The organism is Pseudarthrobacter sp. AL07, assembly GCF_029960665.1.
Lineage (GTDB): Bacteria > Actinomycetota > Actinomycetes > Actinomycetales > Micrococcaceae > Arthrobacter.
Genome location: NZ_JASBRB010000004.1, coordinates 107,264 through 129,166, shown reverse-complemented (window position 1 = coordinate 129,166; position 21,903 = coordinate 107,264). Strand labels below are relative to the sequence as shown.

Sequence of the window (21,903 nt, the reverse complement as noted above, 5' to 3'; positions counted from 1 at the left end):
ACCGTCGAAGGAGACACACCATGAGCGCTCTCGCTCTCCTGGCCATTGCAGCAGCAGGCGTCGCCCTGCTGCTCGTGGCAGTCATCAAGTTCAAGATCCCCGCATTCCTGGCCCTGCTGGTGGTCAGCGTGGGAGTGGCACTCACCGCCGGAATCCCGCTGGCCGACGTCGTCAAGACCGTCACAGAAGGCATGGGCGGCACACTCGGCAACGTGGCCATCCTCGTCGGGCTCGGCGCCATGCTCGGCAAGATGATCGAAATCTCGGGCGGGGCCCAGGCCCTGGCCGGCAAGTTCACCCAACTGCTGGGGCCGCGCCGTGTCATCGCCGCGCTCACCTCGGCCGCCTTCCTGCTGGCCATCCCCGTGTTCTTCGATGTCGGATTCATCATCCTGATCCCGATCATCTATGGCTTCGCCAAGGCTGCCGGCGTTAACCCGGTCAAGATCGGCCTGCCGGTCGGCGCGATCATGCTCGCCATCCACGTTGTGGTCCCGCCGCACCCGGGCGTGGTGGGCGGCGCCGGAATCCTCGGCGCGGACATCGGATGGACCACCATCATCGGTCTGTCCCTCTGCATCCCCGTCGGCGTCCTCGGTTACTTCGTTGCCCGCCGGCTGAACCGCCGCGACTTCACCATGCTTCCCTCCACCGCAGCGCAGTTCCGGCTCTTTGGTACGGGGAAATCCGAGGTCGAACAGGACGCAAACGAAGGCGGGTCCGACGTCGCCGTCAAGACCCGCGTCGCGCCGGTCAAGACCGCTCCGAGCCCGGCCATGATCATCTCCCTCATCGTCCTGCCGATCCTGATGATCATGGTGGGCACCCTCGGCGCCGTTATCCTGCCCAAGGGCACCCCTGCTGCAGACGTTGCCGGCTTCGTCGGTGCGCCACTCATCGCCCTGCTGACCACCTTGGGACTCGCCTACTACTTCCTGGGCATCCGCCGCGGCTGGAGTTCACAGCAGACCGGTGAAGTCATGGACTCCGCCCTGGCCCCCACGGCCATCGTGATCCTCGTAACCGGCGCCGGCGGTGTCTTTGGCAAGGTCCTGACCGTCTCCGGAATCGGCAAGGCGCTGGCCGAGGGCCTGCACACAGTCGGCCTCCCGGTCATCCTGATGGCCTTCGTCCTGGCGGCAATCCTTCGGGCGTCGCAGGGCTCGGCCACGGTTGCCATCATCACCACCGCCGGCCTGCTGAGCGCTTCAGTTGCCGACGGCGGCTACTCGCCGGTGCAGACCGCGCTCATCCTGGTAGCGATCGGCTTCGGCGCCTTCGGCCTCAGCCACGTCAACGATTCAGGCTTCTGGATCGTCACGCGTTTCCTGGGCCTGTCCGTCGCAGACGGACTGCGGACCTGGACCGTGCTCACCACCATCCTTGGCCTGGCAGGCTTCGCCCTGACGTTCCTGGTATGGATCCTGGCCGGCGGCCTGAGCGTCTGATGCGCACCCGACTCGACCAGCTGGTCATGCAAGCCCTCCAGCAGGGCTCGGCCGTTCCCGCCTTCACCTGCTACGACTTCACCACGGCGCTCGCCGTTGTGGGTGCGGCCGACGACGCTGGCCACGGGATCATCCTGCTGGTGGCCCCCAAGACGGCTGCCACGGCGAACGGACTGCGGCTGATCGCCGCGTTCCGTGGCCTGGCAGACACCGCGTTCGTTCCGGTAGCGGTCCAGCTTGATCACGCGACGGACCTCAAGGTGATGGCCGACGCCGTCGCCGCGGGGGCGGATTCTGTCCTCGCGGACGGTTCCTCCTTGCCGTATGAGGAGAACATTGCGCTGGTCCGTCAGGCACGCGCTGTGCTGGGTGCCGACGTCGTGCTTGAAGCCGAACTCGGCGGCCTGGCCGGCGACGAGGACCGGGCCTTCGGCGCGGATGAAGCCGGTGTGGCAGTGGCCGGCCTGACGGATTCCGCCCAGGTGGAGGATTTTGTGGCCCGGACCGGCGCTGAACTGCTGGCTGTTGCGGTGGGCAACGTCCACGGCAAGTACAAGGGCGAGCCCCAGCTTCGCTGGGACGTCCTGCAGGACATTGCCGTGCGGACGCACATTCCCCTGGTGCTCCACGGAGCGTCCGGCATCCCGGCGGGTGAGCTGGTCAAGGCCGCCGCGATGAACGTGGGCAAAGTGAACTTCAACACCGAGCTCCGCACCGGGGTGCTGTCCACACTCCAGGCACAGCTGCCCGCGCACCGTGCCGACGGCGAGAATCTCCAGGGCCTGCTGGGGCACTGGAACACCACGGCCAGGGAGTTCGCCACGTCGGCGCTGGGCATGCTCACCCGGTGACGCCCTTTTGAGTTTTTTGGGAGGCTAGGATCAGCACATGATCCTGGCCTCCCTTCTTTTTGCGTTCATCGCGGCCGCGCTGCACGTGTACATCTTCACCATGGAGTCCCTCACGTGGACCACCCCGGCCACCTGGAAACGTTTCGGCCTCGCCTCCCAGGCCGACGCCGAGACCACCAAGCCACTCGCCTACAACCAGGGCTTCTATAACCTGTTCCTGGCCATCGGCGCGTTCATCGGAGTGGGCTGCGTGGCGTTTGGCCCGGACGCCTCGGCGCAGAAGGTGGCCGGCTGGACGCTGATGTTCAGCTGCTGCGGCTCGATGCTGCTGGCCGCCGCAGTGCTGGCACTCAGTGGGAAAAAGTACCTCCGCGCCGCGGTGCTGCAAGGCACGACGCCGGTGCTCGCCGTCGTGCTTGGGTTGCTGGCCGTGATGCTCGGGTAAGTCGGCGCCGCCCGGCAACTCAAGGAGTCGAGTGGCCACTCACGGCATGCCCGCGTAACGACTCATCACCGTCAAGATGCTCGCGAAAGTGTTGTGCTTGCCTCAGCTATTTGTGCTCGCGTGGGTGAGTGCTCCAGTGCCCGGGTTTTGGCTGCTGCGAGGGCGATCAGCTTGGTCTGGATGGTGGTGATGCCTCGGGTGAGGTCGGCCGGGTTGGTGATCTCCATCAGTGCCGCGACTTCAGTGGCTTTGGCTTCTGTGAGGATTCCGGAATCGATGACGGGTTGGTACGGGTCTGCGGTTTGTCGTAGATGCGGGTCTTCTTCCCGTGTTTGTTGGAGCGCCAGCCGGTTGCTTTCGTGCTGGCGGTGAAGAGGTTCAGCCGGACCCGCACAAGGGCGTAGAGGGCGTTGAGGAGCTTCAGCTCGGCGGCGGTGTCGTAGCGGTAGTGGAAGGCGTGCCGGCGGACGACGTCGCCGTTTTTCTGCTCGACGTGGGCGTTGTCGTTGGACTTGTAGGGACGGGATCGGGTGAAGTAGATGTCCTTCTCGTCGACCCATTTGATCAGGGCGTAGTTGATGAACTCTCCACCGTTGTCCGAGATAAGGCATCGGCATAATCCGAGTCGATCCCGAGGATGGTGAACGGGAAGGCGGCGGTGGCCTCCTTGATGGCGGCGAACACCCACTTCTGGACCTTGCTTCACCGAGACAGTCTCGGTCCAGCCGGTGGCAATATCGGTGGTATCCAGGGTAAAACAGAACTCGCCCTGGCCCAGGTCCGCATCGGAATGGAGTCCTTCAACAAGGTCTCCGGCTTGGTGTGGGAACGGCCCCTTGGGTCGAGTTTCCCCCGGTCTGCCTTGAGCCGGCGGTCGATGGTGGCAGGGGCGATCTTCAGCAACAACGCCGCCGTCCCGTCCTCGATACTCAGCTCCTTCAACCGGCGCAGCCGCGGAACCAAATCCGGCAGCGCTGCAGCCAGCAGGCGCCCGCACGGGGTGCCCTGGACGGCCCAGCAGAACCGCAGCGCCTCGATCACGTCTTCGCCGTAGACCGGGGGCCTGGGCGGCCGGGGCTTGACCTGTTTGAGCACCAGGGCCTGCCGCAGGGCCTTCCGCGCATGGTCACGGTGCCAAAGCGTCAGGGCACACAGCTCGTCCAGGATGGTCTTCTTGGCCGCACGGTCCGACCGGGCATATCGGAGGGCAGTGGTCTTCGTGACGGCCTTGCGTTCGCTCATCGAAAGCTCCATGGCTCACAGTGCCGGGCCAGCGGATACCACCCCAGCAGACGCGCCGCTACGCGGGCATTACCAAATGATTCTTCGATAGCAGCTACGCGGGCATCTTTGATGAGTCAACGCGTAGCCTTGACAGTGGCACTTCCCGCTCGCATGATGGGGATTAAGGTCCGAAGTGCCTTTTTGTTTTTTTATTTCTGAATTTTACTGGCGTCCCTTTATGCGTTGCGGCACTGATCGCTCAACGTGTTCTGGATGATGCCTTCGATGCGGCTAAGCTGGGCCGGCCGGTTCACCCTTTACGTGGTCTACGACATCCGTGGGCCCCCTCAGGAATGCGCCATGCTCAGTCATCTCCGAATTTTCCTGGCGTCGTTGCTCGCTTTGGCGACGATAGGCGCTTTTGCTTTGCTCAGCGGCGTGTCCAAGACAGCCGTCGCTGCCCCCACGACCGTCACTCTCAATGCGGTGGCGGACACCTATGTTTCCACGGTCTCGCCCAACAGTAACTTCGGCGGGGCGACGTCGTTGGCCGTATCGCAGAACACATATCATGTGCTCATGCGGTTCGATGTGTCGCTCCCGGCTGGCAGCAGCATCACCAGCGCGAGCCTTAGGATCTATTCCAGAACGTCTGTGAACGGGAGCCTAATTGTGCACCCTGCCAGCAACGCCTGGGACGAGACGACCGTGACTTCCGCCAACCAGCCTGCCTGGCAATCTGCTGAACTTGCCCGGACGGGAGTGCTGCGCTCGGACCAATATGCCAGTGCACCCTTGCCGACGAGTTCAGTGACCAGTTCCGGCAGCGCTAGTTTCGGGCTCAACACGACCGCTGGTGTGCAGGGCAGCCTGGCCTCCCGCGAGACCGGGAAACGACCGCAGTTGCTCGTTACTTACGAAACAGCGACGACGCCAACTCCTACGCTTACCCCGACAGCAACTCCTACGCCTACCCCGACAGCAACTCCCACGCCAACGGCGCCGCCCGCCGTCCCTGTTGTGCTACCAGTGGTTGAGACCGTTGGCTTTTCAGGGTCGGGGGACACTTCAGATGACTCTGCCATTTGGGTTGACCAAGCAAACCCGGCCAATAGCGTGGTGATCGCCGATAAGAAGGCGACATCAGGCGGCGGTATTGGGGTATTCGGAATGGACGGCCAGCTAATCCAGTTCCGTGCCGACGGAATGATCGGCAACGTCGACGTGAGGACTGGCTTCCCCTTGGCGGGGCAATCGATAGTGCTGGTCGGGGCGAATAACCGGACGAACAATACTCTGGCTCTGTATTCACTGAATACCGCGACCAGAACCCTGTCACCCATCGAAGCCCTTAGCATCGCAACTTTTGCACCCAACTACGGCTTCTGCCTCTACCACAGCAGCGTAAGGGGTAAGTTTTTTGCGTTCGTCACACCGTACGTGTCAGGTAGCATCCAACAATTCGAACTGTTCGATAACGGGGCCGGCAAGGTCGACGCCACCCTTGTCAGGACGTTGCCGATCAACAGCATCACCGAGGGCTGTGTCGCCGATGACGAACTGGGCAATCTGTATGTTGGTCAGGAGGACGTGGCTCTATGGAAGTACGGGGCCGACCCTGGGGCCGGTGGCAGCCGTGTGGCTGTCGACACGGCTGGTGGGGGCCGCCTGGCGGCCGACATCGAAGGGATGAGCATCGAGTACGGCCCGAACGGTACGGGGCGCCTCTTCGTCTCCAGCCAAGGCGATTCCACAATAGCGATCTATGACCGTGCCGGCGGCAACGCTTTCCTCAAGAAGTTCAGCGTCGGCGCCAACGGAACCATTGACGCAGTGACGGGCACCGACGGTGTGGACGTCACCCCTCTGAATGCCGGGCCGCAGTTCGAGCAGGGCCTCCTCGTGGTCCACGACGAGAACAACACCGGTGGCACTTCATCCAACCTGAAATACGTACCCTTGGGCGCCGTCCCCCGATAACGCCGCCGTCGCCGACACTGAAATGGCTCTGAGCGGTACGGTCCCGCATTCGTTCATGCCCGAATCCTCCCACCAGCACTGACAGTTTGGACGCTGCGTGCGGGACCCCGAAAATGACAATTCACATGGCAGGGCGTGCCCGCCGGCCGACTATCCCACAGAACCCAGGAATTGAGACGCCTCCGCCGGCCCGGAGTAGCTGCTCGAAGTTCGTGGGACATTCAGTGCGCAGCATCGCTGTGATGGTTAGCTGAGCATGATGGTCAATTCGCAGCTTGGAATGGACCGTTTGCAGTCCCGTTAAGGAACCCTCAGCGGACACTTTCTTCCCTAACTCCTGGGAGCGCACGCGTGTGAAGTGCCGCAGAGTGCCCGCCAAGCACCTGCGCCCACTGCTCTCTTCATCCCGCCTGCCCAGTCTGCTGGCTACATGAGGCTGGCCGGGGTTAAACGGGTCTGCCCTTATCAAGCTGGTGGAGCGACGGATTCTGGTCTCCACCCTCGACGTGGACGTGGACGTGGACGGTGCCGGGAGCCGGACCGCCAGAGAATCCGGCCTAGGGTCCTCAACCAAGAGCGAGTACTCCGGCCCCGAAAGACGGATACCGTCTGCGAAAAAATGAGTACAGGGAAGCACCTCACCATGCCCGCGTAACGACTCATCACCGTCAAGATGCTCGCGAAAGTGTTGTGCTTGCCTCAGCTATTTGTGCTCGCGTGGGTGAGTGCTCCAGTGCCCGGGTTTTGGCTGCTGCGAGGGCGATCAGCTTGGTCTGGATGGTGGTGATGCCTCGGGTGAGGTCGGCCGGGTTGGTGATCTCCATCAGTGCCGCGACTTCAGTGGCTTTGGCTTCTGTGAGGATTCCGGAATCGATGACGGGTTGGTACGGGTCTGCGGTTTGTCGTAGATGCGGGTCTTCTTCCCGTGTTTGTTGGAGCGCCAGCCGGTTGCTTTCGTGCTGGCGGTGAAGGGGTTCAGCCGGACCCGCACAAGGGCGTAGGGTCCGCCCACGCGGTTTCCGGACGACCGATTTCGCGGGCCCTTTCCGCTTACGGGCCGTGGACAGGGCCCGGCGGGCGTTGGCCCTGGACCACCCCGTCACACCCACGAGCTCGTCCAGAATCAACCCCTTGACGCTCTTGGACGACTTCGCATAATCGGTTGCGTACTTCTTCGTGATTTCCCTACGCTTTGCCATCGACAGGTCCATCCCTCATCGTCACCGCCGTGCCCGAAGCGGCCCGGGATTTCGCGAGCGTTTCTCAAATGAGGCATGCACCCCGTTTCGCGAGCACTATAGGTGAGTCTCGTCGGCCCGTTTAGGCACGCCCTCCTTTGGGGTATTATCGGTGTTGCAAAGGGCAATAGCCTCGAGAAGTGGGTCTGGCAGTCTTCCGGATGGTATGACGAGCCGGACCTGCGGCATTTAACGGTCGCAGTTGACGATGTTCTGAACGAGCGGAGCGGCCCTACTGATCCAGTCCCCGCCCCTTTGATGGCACCAAGCCACGGCGTCACTGACCCAAAGAAGTGGCTCCTCATGAGGCTTGCAATGCAGATACTTCAAGTTCTCGCCTCGAGACCTGAGGGGCTGTCCGATGATCCGCCGGTCTGCTTGTTCCAGCGATTCGTCGCTTTCCAGCACGAGCCTTGATGCCCCTGCGGCCAGCAAATCGTCAATCAGACGTTCCAAACACAACGGCCTGGCGATCTTGTCCGGCAGGTTTCGAGCGACATAAAGCCGAGTAGTGAGCCCGGCCCGGGCTGCGCCTTTGAGGAACGCGTTCCTGGAGCTGTCGCTTTCGCCCTTGAAATGGACTCTGCGCTGACCCGGTCGGCAGAGGGCGGGGATCGCCTGCCTGGCGGCCACGACGTCCGCTGGCGCAATCACGGACGCGGCCACGTAGTACGCCTTCGTTTTGGACTCGTCGACGAAGACGTGCGCGCCGGGCGGGATGAACGAATTCACATAACGAACCTTAACCGGGCTAAAAGTAGTTGAGTTACTGAGTACCCCGACCTATACTTTCAGTAGGAAGAATACCGGAAGGAGTCGCGTGCGGCTGTCCGACGTGGCCACAGTCAGTTCCGGCATGACCGTTCGCGAAAGGTTGAGCCTTCAGCCCAAGGGTGTTCTGGCCATTCAGATGGCTGACATTTCCGAGGATGGCAGCGTTCAGCCGAGCCTTCTGGCGCGGGTTGACCATGCTAACCCCCGCTACTTCGTTGCCCCCGGAGATATTCTGTTCCGTTCCCGCGGCCAAACCACTATTGCGTGGCGCGTCCCTGGCAATCTCCCTGAGCCGGTTGTGGCCGTCCTCCCGCTGTTCATCATCCGGCCAAGCGCTGACAATTACGATTCGGATTTCCTTGCGTGGTGGCTGAACCAGCCGGATGCGCAGACACATCTGCGGCGCGCAGCGCAGGGGCAGACCATTCAGATGGTGGCCAAGGCGACGCTCGAAACAGTCCCGCTTGTGCTGCCGTCACTCGCGGAGCAGCGGCTGATTGCCGATGCCGCACGCCTCGCCTCCCATGAAGCTCAGCTCATGCATCGCCTGGCGGATTGCCAGCACACACTTCGTAAAACCCAATTGACCGCCGCTGCCCTTTCCGGGCAGACCCACCCGAAAGCAGGCCCCGCATGACCGCGCAAGAAAGCCCCCGGCTCCCGAACGGCAAGAAGGATCAGGTCACGCAGGACCAGATCAACAACGCTGCCTGGGCTGCCTGTGACACGTTCCGGGGCGTGGTGGATGCCACGCAGTACAAGGACTACATCCTGGTGATGTTGTTCGTGAAGTACATTTCGGACGTTTGGACTGAGCACGCGGAGAAGTACCAGAAGCAGTTCGACGGCAATCCGGAGCGTGTCGAGTCACTGCTCAAGCGTGAGAGGTTTCCGCTGCACGAAACCTCCACGTTCAACCACCTCTACGCCAACCGGAACGCTGACAACATCGGCGAGCTGATCAACGTTGCGCTGGAAGCCATCGAGGAGGACAACCGGGCAAAACTGGCCGGAGTCTTCAGGAATATTGACTTCAACTCCGAGGCGAACCTGGGGCAGCCCAAGGACCGCAACCGGCGTCTGAAGAACCTGCTGGAGGATTTCGCCAAGCCGGAGCTGGATCTCCGTCCTTCGCGGGTGAGTGATGACATCATCGGCGAGACCTACATCTACCTGATTTCGCGGTTCGCCTCGGATGCCGGCAAGAAGGCGGGGGAGTTCTACACGCCGCGCTCCGTTTCAGAGCTGTTGGCCCGCCTCGCCGCTCCTCGAGAGGGGACGAGCATTTACGATCCTGCCTGCGGATCCGGTTCGCTGCTCATCCAGACTGCGGCCGAGGTGGGAAGCAACAACTACGAGCTTTTTGGCCAGGAGGTCAACGGCTCCACTTGGGCGCTGGCACGTATGAACATGTTCATGCATGCCAACGACAGCGCTCACATTGAGTGGGGCGACACTCTGAATGACCCAAAGCTGCTGGAAGGCGATCAGCTCAAACAGTTTGACGTGGTGGTGGCCAACCCGCCATTCTCACTGGACAAGTGGGGTGCCGAGGTTGCGGAGTCTGACCGGTGGGGCCGGTTCTGGCGCGGGGTCCCGCCGAAGAGCAAAGGTGATTACGCCTTTATCTCGCACATGATCGAATCAGCACGACGGCGGACGGGCAGGGTTGCCGTGATCGTTCCGCACGGCGTCTTGTTCCGTGCTGGCGCCGAAGGGCGCATCAGGAAGTCGCTGATCGAAGAAAACCTGCTGGACACGGTGGTGGGTTTGCCGGCCAATCTATTCACCACGACCGGAATTCCCGTAGCCATTCTGATCTTTGACCGTTCGCGTGAAAAGGGTGGCGCAAACGAGGGCCGCGAGAACGTTCTGTTCATTGATGCCAGTCGGGACTTTACGCCGGCCAAAGCCCAGAGCCTGCTGGACGAGGACCATATCGAGCGGATCGTTGAGACGTATCGCAGCCGGACAGAGGCTGAGCGGTACTCGCGGCTGGTGCCCCTCCAGGAGATCGGCGAGAACGATTTCAACCTGAACATCCCACGTTACATCGATACTTTCGAGGCCGAGGCTGAGATAGACGTCGCCGCTGTGCAGCGCGAAATCGATCAGATTGAAGCCGAACTGGTGGTAGTCCGTGCGCGCATGGCCGGCTACCTGAAGGAGCTGGGCCTCGATGACTGAAAACCCCAATATTGAGTCCGGTGGCGGATCCGGTGAACTGGTGCTGTACACGAGCGAGGACGGCCTGGCTCATGTGCAGCTGCGGGCTGTGGATGGCTCGGCCTGGTTGCCGCAGCGAGGCATCGCCGAACTGCTCGGGAAGGACGTGCGCACCATCAACGAGCACATCCAGAACGTCATCACCGAGGGCGAGGTGGACCCCAGCGCAACTATCCGGAAATTCCGGATAGTTCAAAACGAGGGCAATCGTGCGGTAGCGCGCGACGTGGAGCATTACAACCTCGACGTAATCCTGGCCGTTGGCTACCGGGTGCGTTCGGCGCGCGGCGTGCAGTTCCGCCGCTGGGCCACCACTGTGCTGAGCGAGTATCTCGTCAAGGGTTTCGCCATGGACGATGCCAAGCTCAAGGATGCCAAGCAGTGGGACTACTTTGACGAGTGGCTCGAACGCATCCGGGACATCCGGGCCAGCGAGAAGCGCTTTTATCAGAAGGTGCTGGACCTCTACGCCACAGCCGTGGACTACGACAAAAACTCGAATGAGGCCCAGCTCTTCTTCAAGGTCGTGCAGAACAAGATGCTGTGGGCTGTCACCGGCAAGACTGCGGCCGAGCTCATCAAGGACCGGAGTGATCCCAGCGCGCCGAACATGGGACTGACAAGCTGGGCTGGCGGAATCGTCCGCAAGGGCGACGTTTCCACCGGGAAGAACTACCTCACGAAAGAGGAGCTGGCAGGCTTGAACAGCGTCGTCACCATGTACCTGGACTTCGCCGAGAATCAAGCGAAGCGTCGCCTCGTGGTGACCATGGCGGACTGGAAGGAAAAACTCGACGCCTTCCTGCAGTTCAACGGGCATGAGCTGCTGACGAACGCCGGCAGCGTGCGCGCGGAAGTCGCGAAGAAGCTCGCCGAGGACCGGTACGGGGCGTTCGACGCGAAGCGGAAAACTGTGGAGGCTGTGGCTGCGGACGAAGCTGACTTTGCGGAGATTGAGCGGCTTGCGTCAAGGAACTTTCCTGACGAAGGAGACAACTCGTGATTAGTTCGCCCCAGCATTTCAGGATCGGCGACTTTGCAACAGTTGGATCCGGGACTACTCCTGCCCGCGCCAAGGCAGCGCGCTATTTCAGCAGTTCAGGGCACGAATGGGTCAAGACTGGCGACCTCACCAACTCGGTCATCCGCTTCACGGACGAAAAAATCACTCCAGCTGCCGTAGCTGAATCGAATTGCCGGCTCTATCCCTCTGGAACGGTGCTTGTCGCCATGTATGGGGGGCTCCGACAGATTGGACGAACAGGCCTTCTTGAACGCCCGGCTGCGGTGAACCAGGCTATTTCGGCCATTCAAGTGGACCCCACGAAGGCACATCCCGAATATCTGCTTCACTTCCTTAATCACGCGGTAGACGGATGGAGGCAATTTGCGGCGAGCAGCCGCAAGGACCCGAACATTACCCGCCAGGATGTCGAGTCGTTTCCTGTTCCGCTTCCGCCACTCGCGGAGCAGCGGAAAATCGCCGAAATCCTCGGCGCATGGGATAACGCAATTGACAAGACGATGGAACTGCGACGACTGGCGGACGTCCGCCGCGCGGAGCTTGTTGAGCGGGTGCTTGTGCCCTCAGACGGGGCTCGGCGGAAATTGTCAGAACTAACAAGGCCAATCAAAACGCGGAATTCGGCCGCCGCGATGGGCCGCGAATCCGTGATGGGAGTTTCCAATCGCTTAGGACTTGTGCCTATGAGGGAACAAACGATCGCAGCCGACATTTCGCGTTATCAGGTCCTGCCACCGAGGGGGTTTGCCTATAATCCAATGCGTATCAATGTGGGGTCGATCGCGATGTCACGATTGGAATCTCACGTTCTTGTAAGCCCGGATTATGTGCTTTTCCAGTGCGAGGAGCGAGAACTCCGCCCGGAGTACCTCGATCATGTTTTGAGGACTCGCTGGTGGCTGCACCACGTGAACGCGGGGGCCTCCGGCAGCGTACGAACCCGGACGTATTACGACGACCTCGCCGCCATTTCCATCGCCGCACCTCCCATAGCTAAGCAGGACAATGTCTCGCGTGCTCTCGACGGACTTGAGAAAGAGATTCAACTGCTGCAGCGCAAAGCCGAACTCCTCCGCACACAGAAGCGCGGCCTGATGCAGAAACTACTCACCGGGCAGGTGCGTGTGAACGTGGCTGCCGAGTTCGAGCCAGGGGGACAAAATGATGATTGACGAGACATTCGACGCCTCGGAGCTGAGCCAGTCGCAGGGCCCCGCCGTGCAACTGCTGGAAGCGCTCGGGTTCACGCAGCTCACACCGGCCGAAGCCTTGAAAGAACGCGGCGGCAGGCGGAGCAATGTGCTGTTCACCGGGATCCTCGCCGCGCAAATCCTCAAGATCAACCAGTTCGCGCACAAGAAGCGCCAGTACCCCTTTGACATGGCGGACGCAGAGGAGGCCGTGCGGCGGCTCGCGCCAGGGCTGGAACAGGTCAAGGGTCCGCAGGCGGCCAGCCTGGAAGTCTACGACCGCCTCAGCCTCGGCACCACCGTCACCAAGACTGTGGACGGCGACAGCAAAAGCTACTCACTGCGCTACATAGACTGGCAAAACCCTGCCAGCAACGTCTTCCACGTCACCACCGAAATGCGTGTGGAACGCACCGGCAGCAGCGCAACCCAGCGTCTCGACGTCGTCGGCTATGTGAACGGCATTCCGTTCATCGTTATGGAAAACAAGCGCCCCACGGAGGACCTCGACAAGGCCGGCAGCCAGCTGATCGGGTACCAAAACAGCGACGGCATCCCGCAGCTGTTCCACTACGCTCAACTGCTCATCTCGGCCAACCGGCAGGAGGCCCTATATGCAACCGTTGGAACGCCCCGGAAGTTCTGGGCGAGCTGGCACGACACCGAGGATACCGACGCAGACATCCAGCCACTCATAGCCGGGCGCGCCGTCAGTGAGCAGGACCGCCTCCTCTACGCGCTGTGCCGCCCCGAACGGCTGCTGGATCTTGTCCTCCGCTTCACCGTGTTCGATGCCGGGGTCCGCAAAATCGCCAGGCACCAGCAGTACTTCGCTGTCCGTAGGACTGTGGAACGCGTACTGACACCTGGCCATAAAGAACGCCGCAACGGTGGGGTCATTTGGCACACCCAAGGCTCGGGGAAATCGCTCACCATGGTGATGCTCGGCAAAGCCCTGGTCCTGGACCCCCGCGTCACCAACCCGCGACTCATCATCGTCACGGACCGCGACGATCTGGACAAACAGATCCGCGACACCTTCATCGCGTGCGAGCTGGAGCCCGTCCGAGCCAAGAGCGGCAAACATCTTGGCGAACTCATACGCGACGGCGCGCCGCTAATCACCACGCTCATCAACAAGTTCGACGGCGCGGCCAGCCGCGCGGGCCGGGACGAGTCCGGCGACATTTTTGTTCTGGTGGACGAGAGCCACCGCAGCCAGACCGGCCGTTATGGGGGCTACGGCCAATTCCATGTGGCCATGCGCCGAGTACTGCCCAATGCCTGCTACCTCGGGTTCACTGGAACGCCGCTGCTGAAACGGGAGAGGAATACAGCAGAAACTTTTGGCGGGATCATCCACAGCTACACCATCGATGAAGCTGTGCGCGACGGCTCGGTGGTGCCCATCCTGTATGAGGGCCGTCTGGTGGAACAGCAGATCACTGCCGGTGTGATTGACGCCTGGTTCGAGAAGATCAGTGCCGGGCTGACGGATGAGCAAAAGCGCGATCTCAAGCGGAAGTTCAGCCGCGCCGGCGTTCTCGGAAAGACGGCCCAGGCGATCCGTGCCAAGGCTTTCGACGTTTCCGAGCATTTCCGCCAGAACTGGCAGGATTCTGGGTTCAAGGCTCAACTGGTGGCGCCCAATAAGGCCGCGGCCATCCGGTTCAAGCAGGAACTCGACGAGATCGGCCACGTCACCAGCGAGGTGATCATCTCCCCACCCGATGATGCGGAAGACCGGGAAGAAGTAGACGCAGACTCCCGTGAAATCGTGCAGCGCTTCTGGAAAACGCAGATGGACCGGTATGGCACCGAGGCCAACTACAACGAGCAGCTCATCAAACAGTTCAAGGGCTCCGGCGGTCCGGAGATCATCATCGTAGTTTCCAAACTACTCACCGGTTTCGATGCCCCCCGCAACACCGTCCTCTACCTGTGCAAACCTCTGCGTGAACATACCCTGCTGCAGGCCGTGGCCCGTGTCAACCGACTGTTCTCCGACGAGAAGAGTGAGAAACAGTTCGGCTATGTAGTGGACTACGAAGGACTCCTCGGCGAGCTCGATGAAGCTCTGACGTCCTACAGTGCACTGGGTGACTTTGATTCCGAGGAGATTGCGGGGGCCGTGGTGGACATCCGCGAGCAGATCCGCCTGCTCCCGGGCCGGTGGAGCCACGTGTGGGACCTGTTCAACGCCGTCGCCCGCAAAGACGATATGGAAGCATTGGAGCAACACCTGTTTGATGAATCGCTGCGGCACGAATTCTATGAACGACTCAAGACGTTTGGCCGTACCCTTCATTTGGCACTGTCCAGCGACAAACTGCTCGACGTTATGACCCAGCCCGACGTGGACCGGTACCGGAACGACTACGCCCAGTTTGCCGAACTCCGGGGCGCAGTTCAAAACCGATACCAGGAGACCGTTGACCTCCGCGACTACGAACCACGCATCCGCCGCCTGCTCGATGACCACGTGACCGCTCTGCCGGCCGATACGATCATCGAACAACTCAACATCAACGATCCCGCCGCTCTGCAGGCCGTTGTGGACGAGGAAGGCACAACGCCCGGATCAAAGGCAGACCGGATCGTCAGCGCCACGCGAAAGACCATCACGGAACGGATGGCCGAGGACCCGGCCTTCTACGCGCGGTTCTCGGAACTGCTGCAGCAAGCAATTGACGAGTATCGCCGTCGTCGGGACGGTGAACGCTACCTGCTCCAGGCGAAGGAAATCGCGCAGCAGCTCGCCGGTGGTGACCGCGGTGCGGCTCTTCCCGCCGCGGTGGCGCACGACGACGACGCTGCCGCGATGTACGGTGCGCTCGGCAAGAGTCTCCTGGACTCGAAGCTCGCAGAATTTCTTGCCGTACGCGACGACGAAAGAGCGGAGACGGCGAAGACCGTTGCCGACATGATTCGGGAAAGGCAGGTGGTCAATTTCTGGACCAAGCCAAATGAGCAGAATGCTTTGGCCACCGCACTCGACGACTTCTTCTATGACTTTGGTGAACGCCGCGGCATCCAGATGCGACAGCCCGTTGTTGACAGCCTCACAAGGGCAGTCATGCAGGTCGCAAAGGCACGCTTCAAGAAGTGATGCTGGAGATGGAGCAGATTCAGTACGGAACCCGGGTCGTTGAATACTTTCTGGAGCGCCGGGACCGCGCCACACTTGAGATCACGGTGGAACCGGACGGGGTGGCCCGTGTTGTCGCGCCCATAGATTCGCCTGTGGAGGACATCGCTGTTCGAGTCCGCAAGCGAGCCCGGTGGATCCTTGCGCAACAGGCGACCTTCGCCGAGTTCCGGCCACACACACCACCACGGACATACGTTCCCGGCGAGACCCACCTGTACCTTGGCCGGCAGTACCGCATACGAGTGGTGCCAACTCAACCAGGTGAAGGTGCGTCCAACGTATCGAGCACTCCTGGCGTGAAAATGGTCCGAGGATTTCTGGAAGTGCGAGGCGTTGATTTCCACGACACCGCGGTAATCGAGAAGCACGTAACGGAGTGGTACCGGCGGCGGGCGCACGTGCAGCTTCCCAAGCTCCTGGAGCTGAACAAGCAGCGCTTCCCCGACCAAAATGCCGTGCAGCCAACGTCTTTCAGGCTTCAACGCATGCCCACCCGTTGGGGCTCAACGTCTCCGGCCGGCAGCCTGACATTGAATCCGGATCTCATCCGCGCACCCATGGATTGCATTGACTATGTGGTCACGCACGAACTGTGTCACCTGCTGGTCCCCAACCATGGCAGGCAGTTCTATGAACTTCAGAGCCTGGTGATGCCTGATTGGGAGCGCCGGAAACAGCGCCTCGAGCGAATAATGGCGTAGCGCTTGTGCATTTCTGGCCGGGAGCGCATCGCGGGCGGACAATTTAGTCAACAGCAGCATCGGCGCATGTAGGGACTGCACGTGAGTGGTGTGAAGGAGCCGGGGCCGGCCCCGCAGGGTGAACAGGAGGTCCAGCGCGACCTGGTGATCGACCTTGTCCGATTCGTCTGTCTGGCCCTGGTGGTGGTGGGCCACTGCATGATGGTCAGCCCCGTCCTGCAAACGGACGGCACCGTGACCTCCGAAAACACCCTCGGCGATCAGCCGTGGTTCGTGCCCGTCATCTGGATCTTTATGGTCATGCCGCTGTTCTTCGTGACCGGCGGCACCACCGGCCTCCGGTCCTGGCAGCGGCTGAAAGCCCGCGGCGGCACCGGCGTCGAGTTTGCCCAGGCACGGCTCCTGCGGCTGGTCCGTCCGGCAGCGGCCCTCCTGGCGGTGATGTTCCTGGGCCTCTCGGCGGCGCTTCTGTTCGGTGTGGACGCCCAGGTGGTCCAGCTGATGGCCACCGGGGCCGGTATGCCTCTGTGGTTCCTTGCCGCCTACCTGGCAGCCCAGCTGAACATTCCGCTCCTGGCGCGGTTCCACAGCCGCGCGCCCTGGCTGACTGTTGCCGTCCTGGCTGCCCTGGTAATAGCCGTCGACTGCTTCCGCGGGGCCCTGCCCATGCTCGCCTACGCGAATCTTGTTTTCCTGTGGTGCGCGGTGCAGCAGCTTGGTTTCCTGGTGGCCGACGGTCATCTCGCCAGCCTCACCCGCTCCGGCCTGGTGGGGCTCATCCTGGCAGCCAACCTGCTGCTGGGGCTGGTCACTGGACTGGGCCTCTACTCCGGAAATATGCTGGTCAACCTCAACCCGCCCAACCTCTGCCTGCTGCTCCTGGGTGTTTCCCAGGCTGGCGCCCTCCAGCTTTTCCGGCCGGGGCTCGGCTGGGTTTCCGGGGTGCGCTGGGTCCGGGCGGTGGTCATGGTTGCCGGCCGCCGCTCCATGACCGTCTACCTCTGGCACCTGCCGCTGCTCGTGGCCATGTCCGGGCTCCTGCTCCTCACCGACTTCCCCAAGCCTGCGGCCGGCACCGCTGAATGGTGGTGGGCCCGTCCGCTCGTCCTTCTTGGCGTTGTGGCCCTCCTGCTCCCGGTGCTGGCCGCGTTCGGTCACCTTGAGGAACGTCCGACGGCGTCTGTCCACACCCGCGGCCGGCCCGCCGTCGCGGTGGTGACGGCCGCCGTCGTCGTCTTCATCCCGGTGGGGAACGCTGCCCTCAACGGCCTGACGCTCGGCCTGCTCGGAGGTGGCGCAGCGTGCTTCGTACTGGCCATGCTGCTGCTGGGCAGGATGCCGGTACGCGTCCCCGGCGATGTCCGTGCCGAACGGGCCGCCCACAACGGACGGCAGCCTGGCGAGCCATTGCCAGCCGGGCCAAGTAGTGCCAATGTCGAACCATGACTGAGAACATGATTTCCACAGAGGACAAGTTCAGCCCGGACGTCTCGCTGTCCAGGGATGACGAGCATCACCGCTACGAGCTGCGGGTGGGCGGGAAGATCGCCGTCCAGTCCTTCTTCCGGGACCTGCCCGGACACGTGGATTTCCTCCATACCGACACAGCCGAGGACTTCAAGGGGCAGGGGCTGGGCAAGGTGCTGGCGCACTTCGCGCTCGACGACGTTGTGGCTTCGGGTAAGCGGATCATTCCGCATTGCCCGTTCATTGCCAGTTACCTCCGTGCCCATGAGGGGGGCTACGAACAGCACATCGACTGGCCGGACAACTAGCGCGAGCGGTCACTTAAGCCCCCACCCGCTGGCGCGAACGGTCACTTAAGCCCCGGAAAATCCCTCAGGAGGGCCTCAAGTGTCCGTTCGCGCGGAGTAGTTTGCACCCGATTCGCGACCGGGGCCAGTCAATGACGCGGTCGCGACCTGAAGAACGCCCGTATTCCCGCGGCTTAAGATAAATAAGTCACAAAAGTTTGACGAAAAGGTTCACCTAAGTAAGGCTTGCCTTGCTAAAGACAACCCCCAACGTCGAACTAAGGATGACCACTGTGCCGCTGCTGCCCCGTGTTGATGAGATGTACGTGGATGAGAATCGGGTGGGCGAAACCCTGCCCGGGCAGGATTTCGGTTCACGGGTGGAGCTGGCCCTCGCTGCCACCAACCATCTGTTCAACACCAGGAACTCCACCCGGTACGTGGCGCAGGTTCTGCAGGGCGTCAACGCCGTGGCCACCAAAATCGACCGCACCACCAGGCCCTTTACCGGCGTCGGGCCTGCCGAAATGAAGGCGCGCATCGGCGCCGTGGACCTGGACCAGCCGCTCCCGGACACCGCGGCGGCCCTGGAGGAGCTGGAGACCGTGTACCTCCGGGACGCCATCTACTTCCACGATGCGAAGTACGCGGCCCACCTGAACTGCCCGGTGGTGATTCCGGCGCTGGTGGGGGAGGCCATCCTGTCCGCGGTGAACTCCTCGATGGACACCTGGGACCAGAGCGCCGGGGCCACCATGATCGAACGCCGGCTCATCGACTGGACCGCCGAACGCCTGCAGCTGGGGGCTGCAGCCGACGGCGTATTCACCTCCGGCGGCAGTCAGTCCAACCTGCAGGCGCTGCTGATCGCGCGCAACCACGCCGTTGCCGGCCTGCGGCAGGAGCCGGCCAACGCCGGACTCCGGCTGCCCGCCATGCTGGAAAAGCTGCGCATTTTCACGTCCGCGGACAGCCACTTCAGCATCCAGAAGTCCGCGTCCATGCTGGGCATGGGCTTCGACGCCGTGATCTCCGTCCCGTGCGCCGATGACCACAGGATGGACCCTGCCGCGCTCGCCGAGGCCATGGCGGAAACGCACGACGCCGGGCTGGTGCCGACGGCGGTTGTGGCCACCGCCGGGACAACCGACTTCGGTGCAGTGGACCCGCTCGCGGACCTCGCCGCCCTGGCCCGCGCCTACGGTGCCTGGTTCCACGTTGATGCGGCTTACGGCGGCGGGCTGATGGTTTCCGGCCGCTACCGCCACCTGCTGGAGGGGGCCCGCCTGGCAGACTCCGTCACCGTGGACTTCCACAAAACATTCTTCCAGCCCGTCAGCTCCAGCGCCCTGTTGGTCCGCGACCGCGCCATGCTCCAGCACGTCACGTACTACGCGGACTACCTGAACCCGGAAAGCGCCGCCCTGGCCGAGGTCCCCAACCAGGTGGACAAGAGCATCCAGACCACCCGGCGCTTTGACGCGCTCAAGCTGTGGCTGACCCTGCGCATCATGGGCGCGGATGCCATTGGCGCCCTGTTTGATGAGGCGATCGATCTCGCCGCCCGCGTGGGATCCGTCCTCGCGGCCGACGACGACTTTGAGCTCGCCGCCGCTCCGCAGCTCAGCACACTGGTGTTCCGGTACCGGCCCCGTGTGGCCGGTTCTGAACCCACGGACGCCGTGTCCGACGCTCACGGGCGGCTTTCCGAGGATGAGGCCGACGCCCTCAACCCGGCCATCCGCGCGGCGGTCTTCGCGTCCGGGCAGGCGGTGGTGGCCGGCACCAAGGTGGCCGGCAGGCACTACCTGAAGTTCACCCTCCTCAACGCCGAAGCAACCCTGGGGGACGTCAGCTCGATCATCGAGCTGCTGCGCCGCACCGGCGCGCAGCTGCTGGCCAGCGACAGTGCCAGCCCCAGCACCAGCGAGGTGTTCGGATGAGCACCTCCACCGAACCGCGCATTTTCGACTTCGCCGGGATCGGCGTCGGGCCCTTCAACCTGGGCCTCGCCGCCCTCAGCGAGCCGGTGGACGGGCTGGACAGCGTCTTCCTGGAGCAGCGGGAATCCTTCGACTGGCACCCCGGCATGATGCTGGAGCCTGCCCATCTCCAGGTGCCGTTTATGGCGGACCTGGTGACGCTGGCAGACCCCACCTCGCCCTATTCATTCCTGAATTTCCTCAAGCAGACCGGGCGGCTCTACCGCTTTTACATCCGCGAAAACTTCTATCCGCTGCGTGCCGAATACAACCAGTACTGCCAGTGGGTGGCCGGCCAGCTGCGCTCGGTCCGTTTTAGCACAGCCGTGCGGGATATAACGTACGACGCCGGCGTGTACCGCCTTTCGGTGGAAGGCCCGGAGGGGCCCGAGGTGCTGCTGGCCCGGCGGCTGGTGCTGGGCACCGGCACCTCGCCTTACGTGCCGGCGTCCTGTGACGGAATAGTCGAGGCGGCCGCGAACGGCGGGGGACTTGTCCTCCACAACGCGGACTACCTTTCGAGGAAGAGTGAGCTGCAGGCCAAACGCAGCATCACCCTCGTGGGCAGTGGCCAGAGCGCCGCGGAAATCTACTATGAGCTGCTGCAGGACATGGACACTTACGGCTACCAGCTGAACTGGGTCACCCGGTCCGGGCGTTTCTTCCCGCTGGAGTACACCAAGCTCACCCTGGAGATGACCTCGCCGGAGTACGTGGATTACTTCCATGGCCTGCCTCAGGACCAGCGTGACGGCCTGATCAAAAGCCAGAAAAACCTTTACAAGGGGATCAACTCCGAGCTGATCGATTCCATCTACGACCTCCTGTACACCAAAAGTCTTTCCGGCATGGTGGACACCCAGATCCTCACCCATTCGTCACTCACCGGCGCCGCGTGGGATCAGGCCGCCAGTTCCCACACGCTGCGGCTCCGGCACGAGGAGCAGGGTTCGGATTATGTTCTGGACAGCGAAGCAGTGGTCCTGGCCACCGGCTACACCTACCGGGAGCCGGAATTCCTGGCCGGAATCCAGGACCGGATCGCCAGGGACGCCGCCGGCCGGTTCGCCGTGGCACGCAACTACGGCACCGGCGTGGAACCCGGCGAAATATTCGTCCAGAACGCCGAGCTGCACACGCACGGCTTTGTCACCCCGGACCTCGGCATGGCCGCCTACCGCAACTCGTGCATCCTGCGCGAGATCACCGGCTGCGAGGTCTATCCAGTGGAACGGCGCATCGCTTTCCAGCAGTTCGGGCCGCCGCAGCCAGGCCCGATCGCCGCGCCGGCTCCGATCCATGCTGCGGAGGTGTCCGCATGAGCTTCACGTTCCGCTGTGTTGACGCTGTTGCCGATGCACCCCTCCTCCACAGCTGGGTGACCCAGCCGTACGCGTCGTTCTGGGGGATGCTGTCCTCCACAGTTGACGGCGTTGTGGAGGAATACTCAAGAATCCAGGCAACGGGGCATCACCATGCCTTGCTGGGGATCGACCACGACGAAGCCCCCGCCTTCCTGATGGAGGAGTACCTTCCGGCCGCCTCGCCGCTTGCCGCCGTCTATGCCGTGCAGGAGGGCGACATCGGCATGCACCTGCTGGTGGCGCCGCCGTCGGGAGATCCCCAACCGGGGTACACGGCCGCGGTGATGGATGCCGTGCTGGAGCGGCTGTTCGAAAAACCAGGAGTTGAACGCGTGGTGGTGGAACCGGACGCCAGGAACTCCAAGATCCATGTGCTCAACGAGCGGCTCGGCTTCCATCCGTCGGGGGTAGTCAACCTGGCGGACAAGGAAGCGCTGCTCAGCTTCTGCACACGCCAGGACTACCTCGCCGCCCGCGCAGTGCTGCGCCACCCCCAAGACCCTTCCCATGACCTTTCCGCCCCGATCCACCAGGGAGCACCACTGTGACTA

Annotated in this window: 20 protein-coding genes; 15 read left to right on the top strand and 5 right to left on the bottom strand. The window is 62.6% G+C overall.

Annotated features, from left to right (window positions below; all coding sequences use genetic code 11):
* The first annotated feature begins 20 nt into the window (after positions 1 to 20).
* Genes QK290_RS05885 through QK290_RS05875 form a run of 3 tightly spaced genes read left to right on the top strand, consistent with a single transcriptional unit; the run spans position 21 to position 2,744 of the window.
* Positions 21 to 1,448 carry a GntP family transporter gene (locus QK290_RS05885; RefSeq protein WP_282329748.1) on the top strand — a complete coding sequence of 476 codons (1,428 nt, stop codon included), beginning with the start codon at positions 21 to 23 and terminating at the stop codon, positions 1,446 to 1,448.
* Positions 1,448 to 2,299, top strand: coding sequence for a class II fructose-bisphosphate aldolase (locus QK290_RS05880; RefSeq protein WP_282329747.1), 852 nt, complete (start codon positions 1,448 to 1,450; stop codon positions 2,297 to 2,299). Before QK290_RS05885 ends, QK290_RS05880 begins: the two co-directional genes overlap by 1 nt.
* Positions 2,300 to 2,336: 37 nt before the next feature.
* On the top strand, positions 2,337 to 2,744 hold the full coding sequence (locus QK290_RS05875; protein ID WP_282329746.1) for a DUF1304 domain-containing protein: 408 nt from the start codon (positions 2,337 to 2,339) through the stop codon (positions 2,742 to 2,744).
* 71 nt (positions 2,745 to 2,815) lie between these two features.
* Here the strand turns inward: QK290_RS05875 and QK290_RS05870 are convergent, their stop codons facing one another.
* From QK290_RS05870 to QK290_RS05860, 3 genes are read right to left on the bottom strand one after another with little or no spacing between them, the layout of a single operon-like run.
* On the bottom strand, positions 2,816 to 2,971 hold the full coding sequence (locus tag QK290_RS05870) for a hypothetical protein (protein ID WP_282329745.1): 156 nt from the start codon (positions 2,969 to 2,971) through the stop codon (positions 2,816 to 2,818).
* Positions 2,971 to 3,450, bottom strand: coding sequence for a hypothetical protein (locus tag QK290_RS05865; RefSeq protein ID WP_282329744.1), 480 nt, complete (start codon positions 3,448 to 3,450; stop codon positions 2,971 to 2,973). Before QK290_RS05865 ends, QK290_RS05870 begins: the two co-directional genes overlap by 1 nt.
* Complete coding sequence (locus tag QK290_RS05860; protein ID WP_282329743.1) at positions 3,447 to 3,986, bottom strand: hypothetical protein; 540 nt, start codon at positions 3,984 to 3,986, stop codon at positions 3,447 to 3,449. Before QK290_RS05860 ends, QK290_RS05865 begins: the two co-directional genes overlap by 4 nt.
* Before the next feature lie 342 nt (positions 3,987 to 4,328).
* On the opposite strand from QK290_RS05860, the gene QK290_RS05855 reads away from it, so the two are divergent.
* On the top strand, positions 4,329 to 5,948 hold the full coding sequence (locus tag QK290_RS05855; RefSeq protein WP_282329742.1) for a phytase: 1,620 nt from the start codon (positions 4,329 to 4,331) through the stop codon (positions 5,946 to 5,948).
* A gap of 668 nt (positions 5,949 to 6,616) precedes the next feature.
* Here QK290_RS05855 and QK290_RS05850 read toward each other — a convergent pair.
* Entirely contained in the window at positions 6,617 to 7,147 is a 531-nt protein-coding gene (locus QK290_RS05850) for a hypothetical protein (protein WP_282329741.1), read from the bottom strand.
* Between the two features lie 228 nt (positions 7,148 to 7,375).
* A complete protein-coding gene (locus tag QK290_RS05845) occupies positions 7,376 to 7,918 on the bottom strand; it encodes a hypothetical protein (RefSeq protein WP_282329740.1) in 543 nt (180 codons plus the stop codon).
* A gap of 88 nt (positions 7,919 to 8,006) precedes the next feature.
* On the opposite strand from QK290_RS05845, the gene QK290_RS05840 reads away from it, so the two are divergent.
* The 11 genes from QK290_RS05840 (at position 8,007) to QK290_RS05790 (ending at position 21,900) form a co-directional block, all read left to right on the top strand.
* On the top strand, positions 8,007 to 8,597 hold the full coding sequence (locus QK290_RS05840) for a hypothetical protein (protein ID WP_282329739.1): 591 nt from the start codon (positions 8,007 to 8,009) through the stop codon (positions 8,595 to 8,597).
* Positions 8,594 to 10,147, top strand: a complete 1,554-nt coding sequence (locus tag QK290_RS05835) for a type I restriction-modification system subunit M (RefSeq protein WP_282329738.1) — start codon at positions 8,594 to 8,596, stop codon at positions 10,145 to 10,147. The genes QK290_RS05840 and QK290_RS05835 overlap by 4 nt, the downstream gene beginning before the upstream one ends.
* Positions 10,140 to 11,189: a RhuM family protein gene (gene rhuM / locus QK290_RS05830; RefSeq protein WP_282329737.1), complete on the top strand. Its 1,050-nt coding sequence runs from the start codon at positions 10,140 to 10,142 to the stop codon at positions 11,187 to 11,189. The genes QK290_RS05835 and rhuM overlap by 8 nt, the downstream gene beginning before the upstream one ends.
* Positions 11,186 to 12,382, top strand: coding sequence for a restriction endonuclease subunit S (locus tag QK290_RS05825; RefSeq protein WP_282329736.1), 1,197 nt, complete (start codon positions 11,186 to 11,188; stop codon positions 12,380 to 12,382). Before rhuM ends, QK290_RS05825 begins: the two co-directional genes overlap by 4 nt.
* Positions 12,375 to 15,509, top strand: coding sequence for an HsdR family type I site-specific deoxyribonuclease (locus QK290_RS05820; RefSeq protein ID WP_282329735.1), 3,135 nt, complete (start codon positions 12,375 to 12,377; stop codon positions 15,507 to 15,509). Before QK290_RS05825 ends, QK290_RS05820 begins: the two co-directional genes overlap by 8 nt.
* Before the next feature lie 8 nt (positions 15,510 to 15,517).
* Positions 15,518 to 16,252 carry a SprT family zinc-dependent metalloprotease gene (locus tag QK290_RS05815; RefSeq protein WP_282329734.1) on the top strand — a complete coding sequence of 245 codons (735 nt, stop codon included), beginning with the start codon at positions 15,518 to 15,520 and terminating at the stop codon, positions 16,250 to 16,252.
* A 90-nt stretch (positions 16,253 to 16,342) separates the two neighbouring features.
* Positions 16,343 to 17,698, top strand: a complete 1,356-nt coding sequence (locus QK290_RS05810; protein WP_282329870.1) for an acyltransferase — start codon at positions 16,343 to 16,345, stop codon at positions 17,696 to 17,698.
* A complete protein-coding gene (locus QK290_RS05805; protein ID WP_282329733.1) occupies positions 17,695 to 18,027 on the top strand; it encodes a GNAT family N-acetyltransferase in 333 nt (110 codons plus the stop codon). Before QK290_RS05810 ends, QK290_RS05805 begins: the two co-directional genes overlap by 4 nt.
* A gap of 299 nt (positions 18,028 to 18,326) precedes the next feature.
* Positions 18,327 to 19,949, top strand: coding sequence for an aspartate aminotransferase family protein (locus QK290_RS05800; protein ID WP_282329869.1), 1,623 nt, complete (start codon positions 18,327 to 18,329; stop codon positions 19,947 to 19,949).
* Positions 19,946 to 21,310: a lysine N(6)-hydroxylase/L-ornithine N(5)-oxygenase family protein gene (locus QK290_RS05795; protein ID WP_282329732.1), complete on the top strand. Its 1,365-nt coding sequence runs from the start codon at positions 19,946 to 19,948 to the stop codon at positions 21,308 to 21,310. Before QK290_RS05800 ends, QK290_RS05795 begins: the two co-directional genes overlap by 4 nt.
* On the top strand, positions 21,307 to 21,900 hold the full coding sequence (locus QK290_RS05790; protein ID WP_282329731.1) for a GNAT family N-acetyltransferase: 594 nt from the start codon (positions 21,307 to 21,309) through the stop codon (positions 21,898 to 21,900). The genes QK290_RS05795 and QK290_RS05790 overlap by 4 nt, the downstream gene beginning before the upstream one ends.
* Positions 21,901 to 21,903 lie beyond the last annotated feature (3 nt).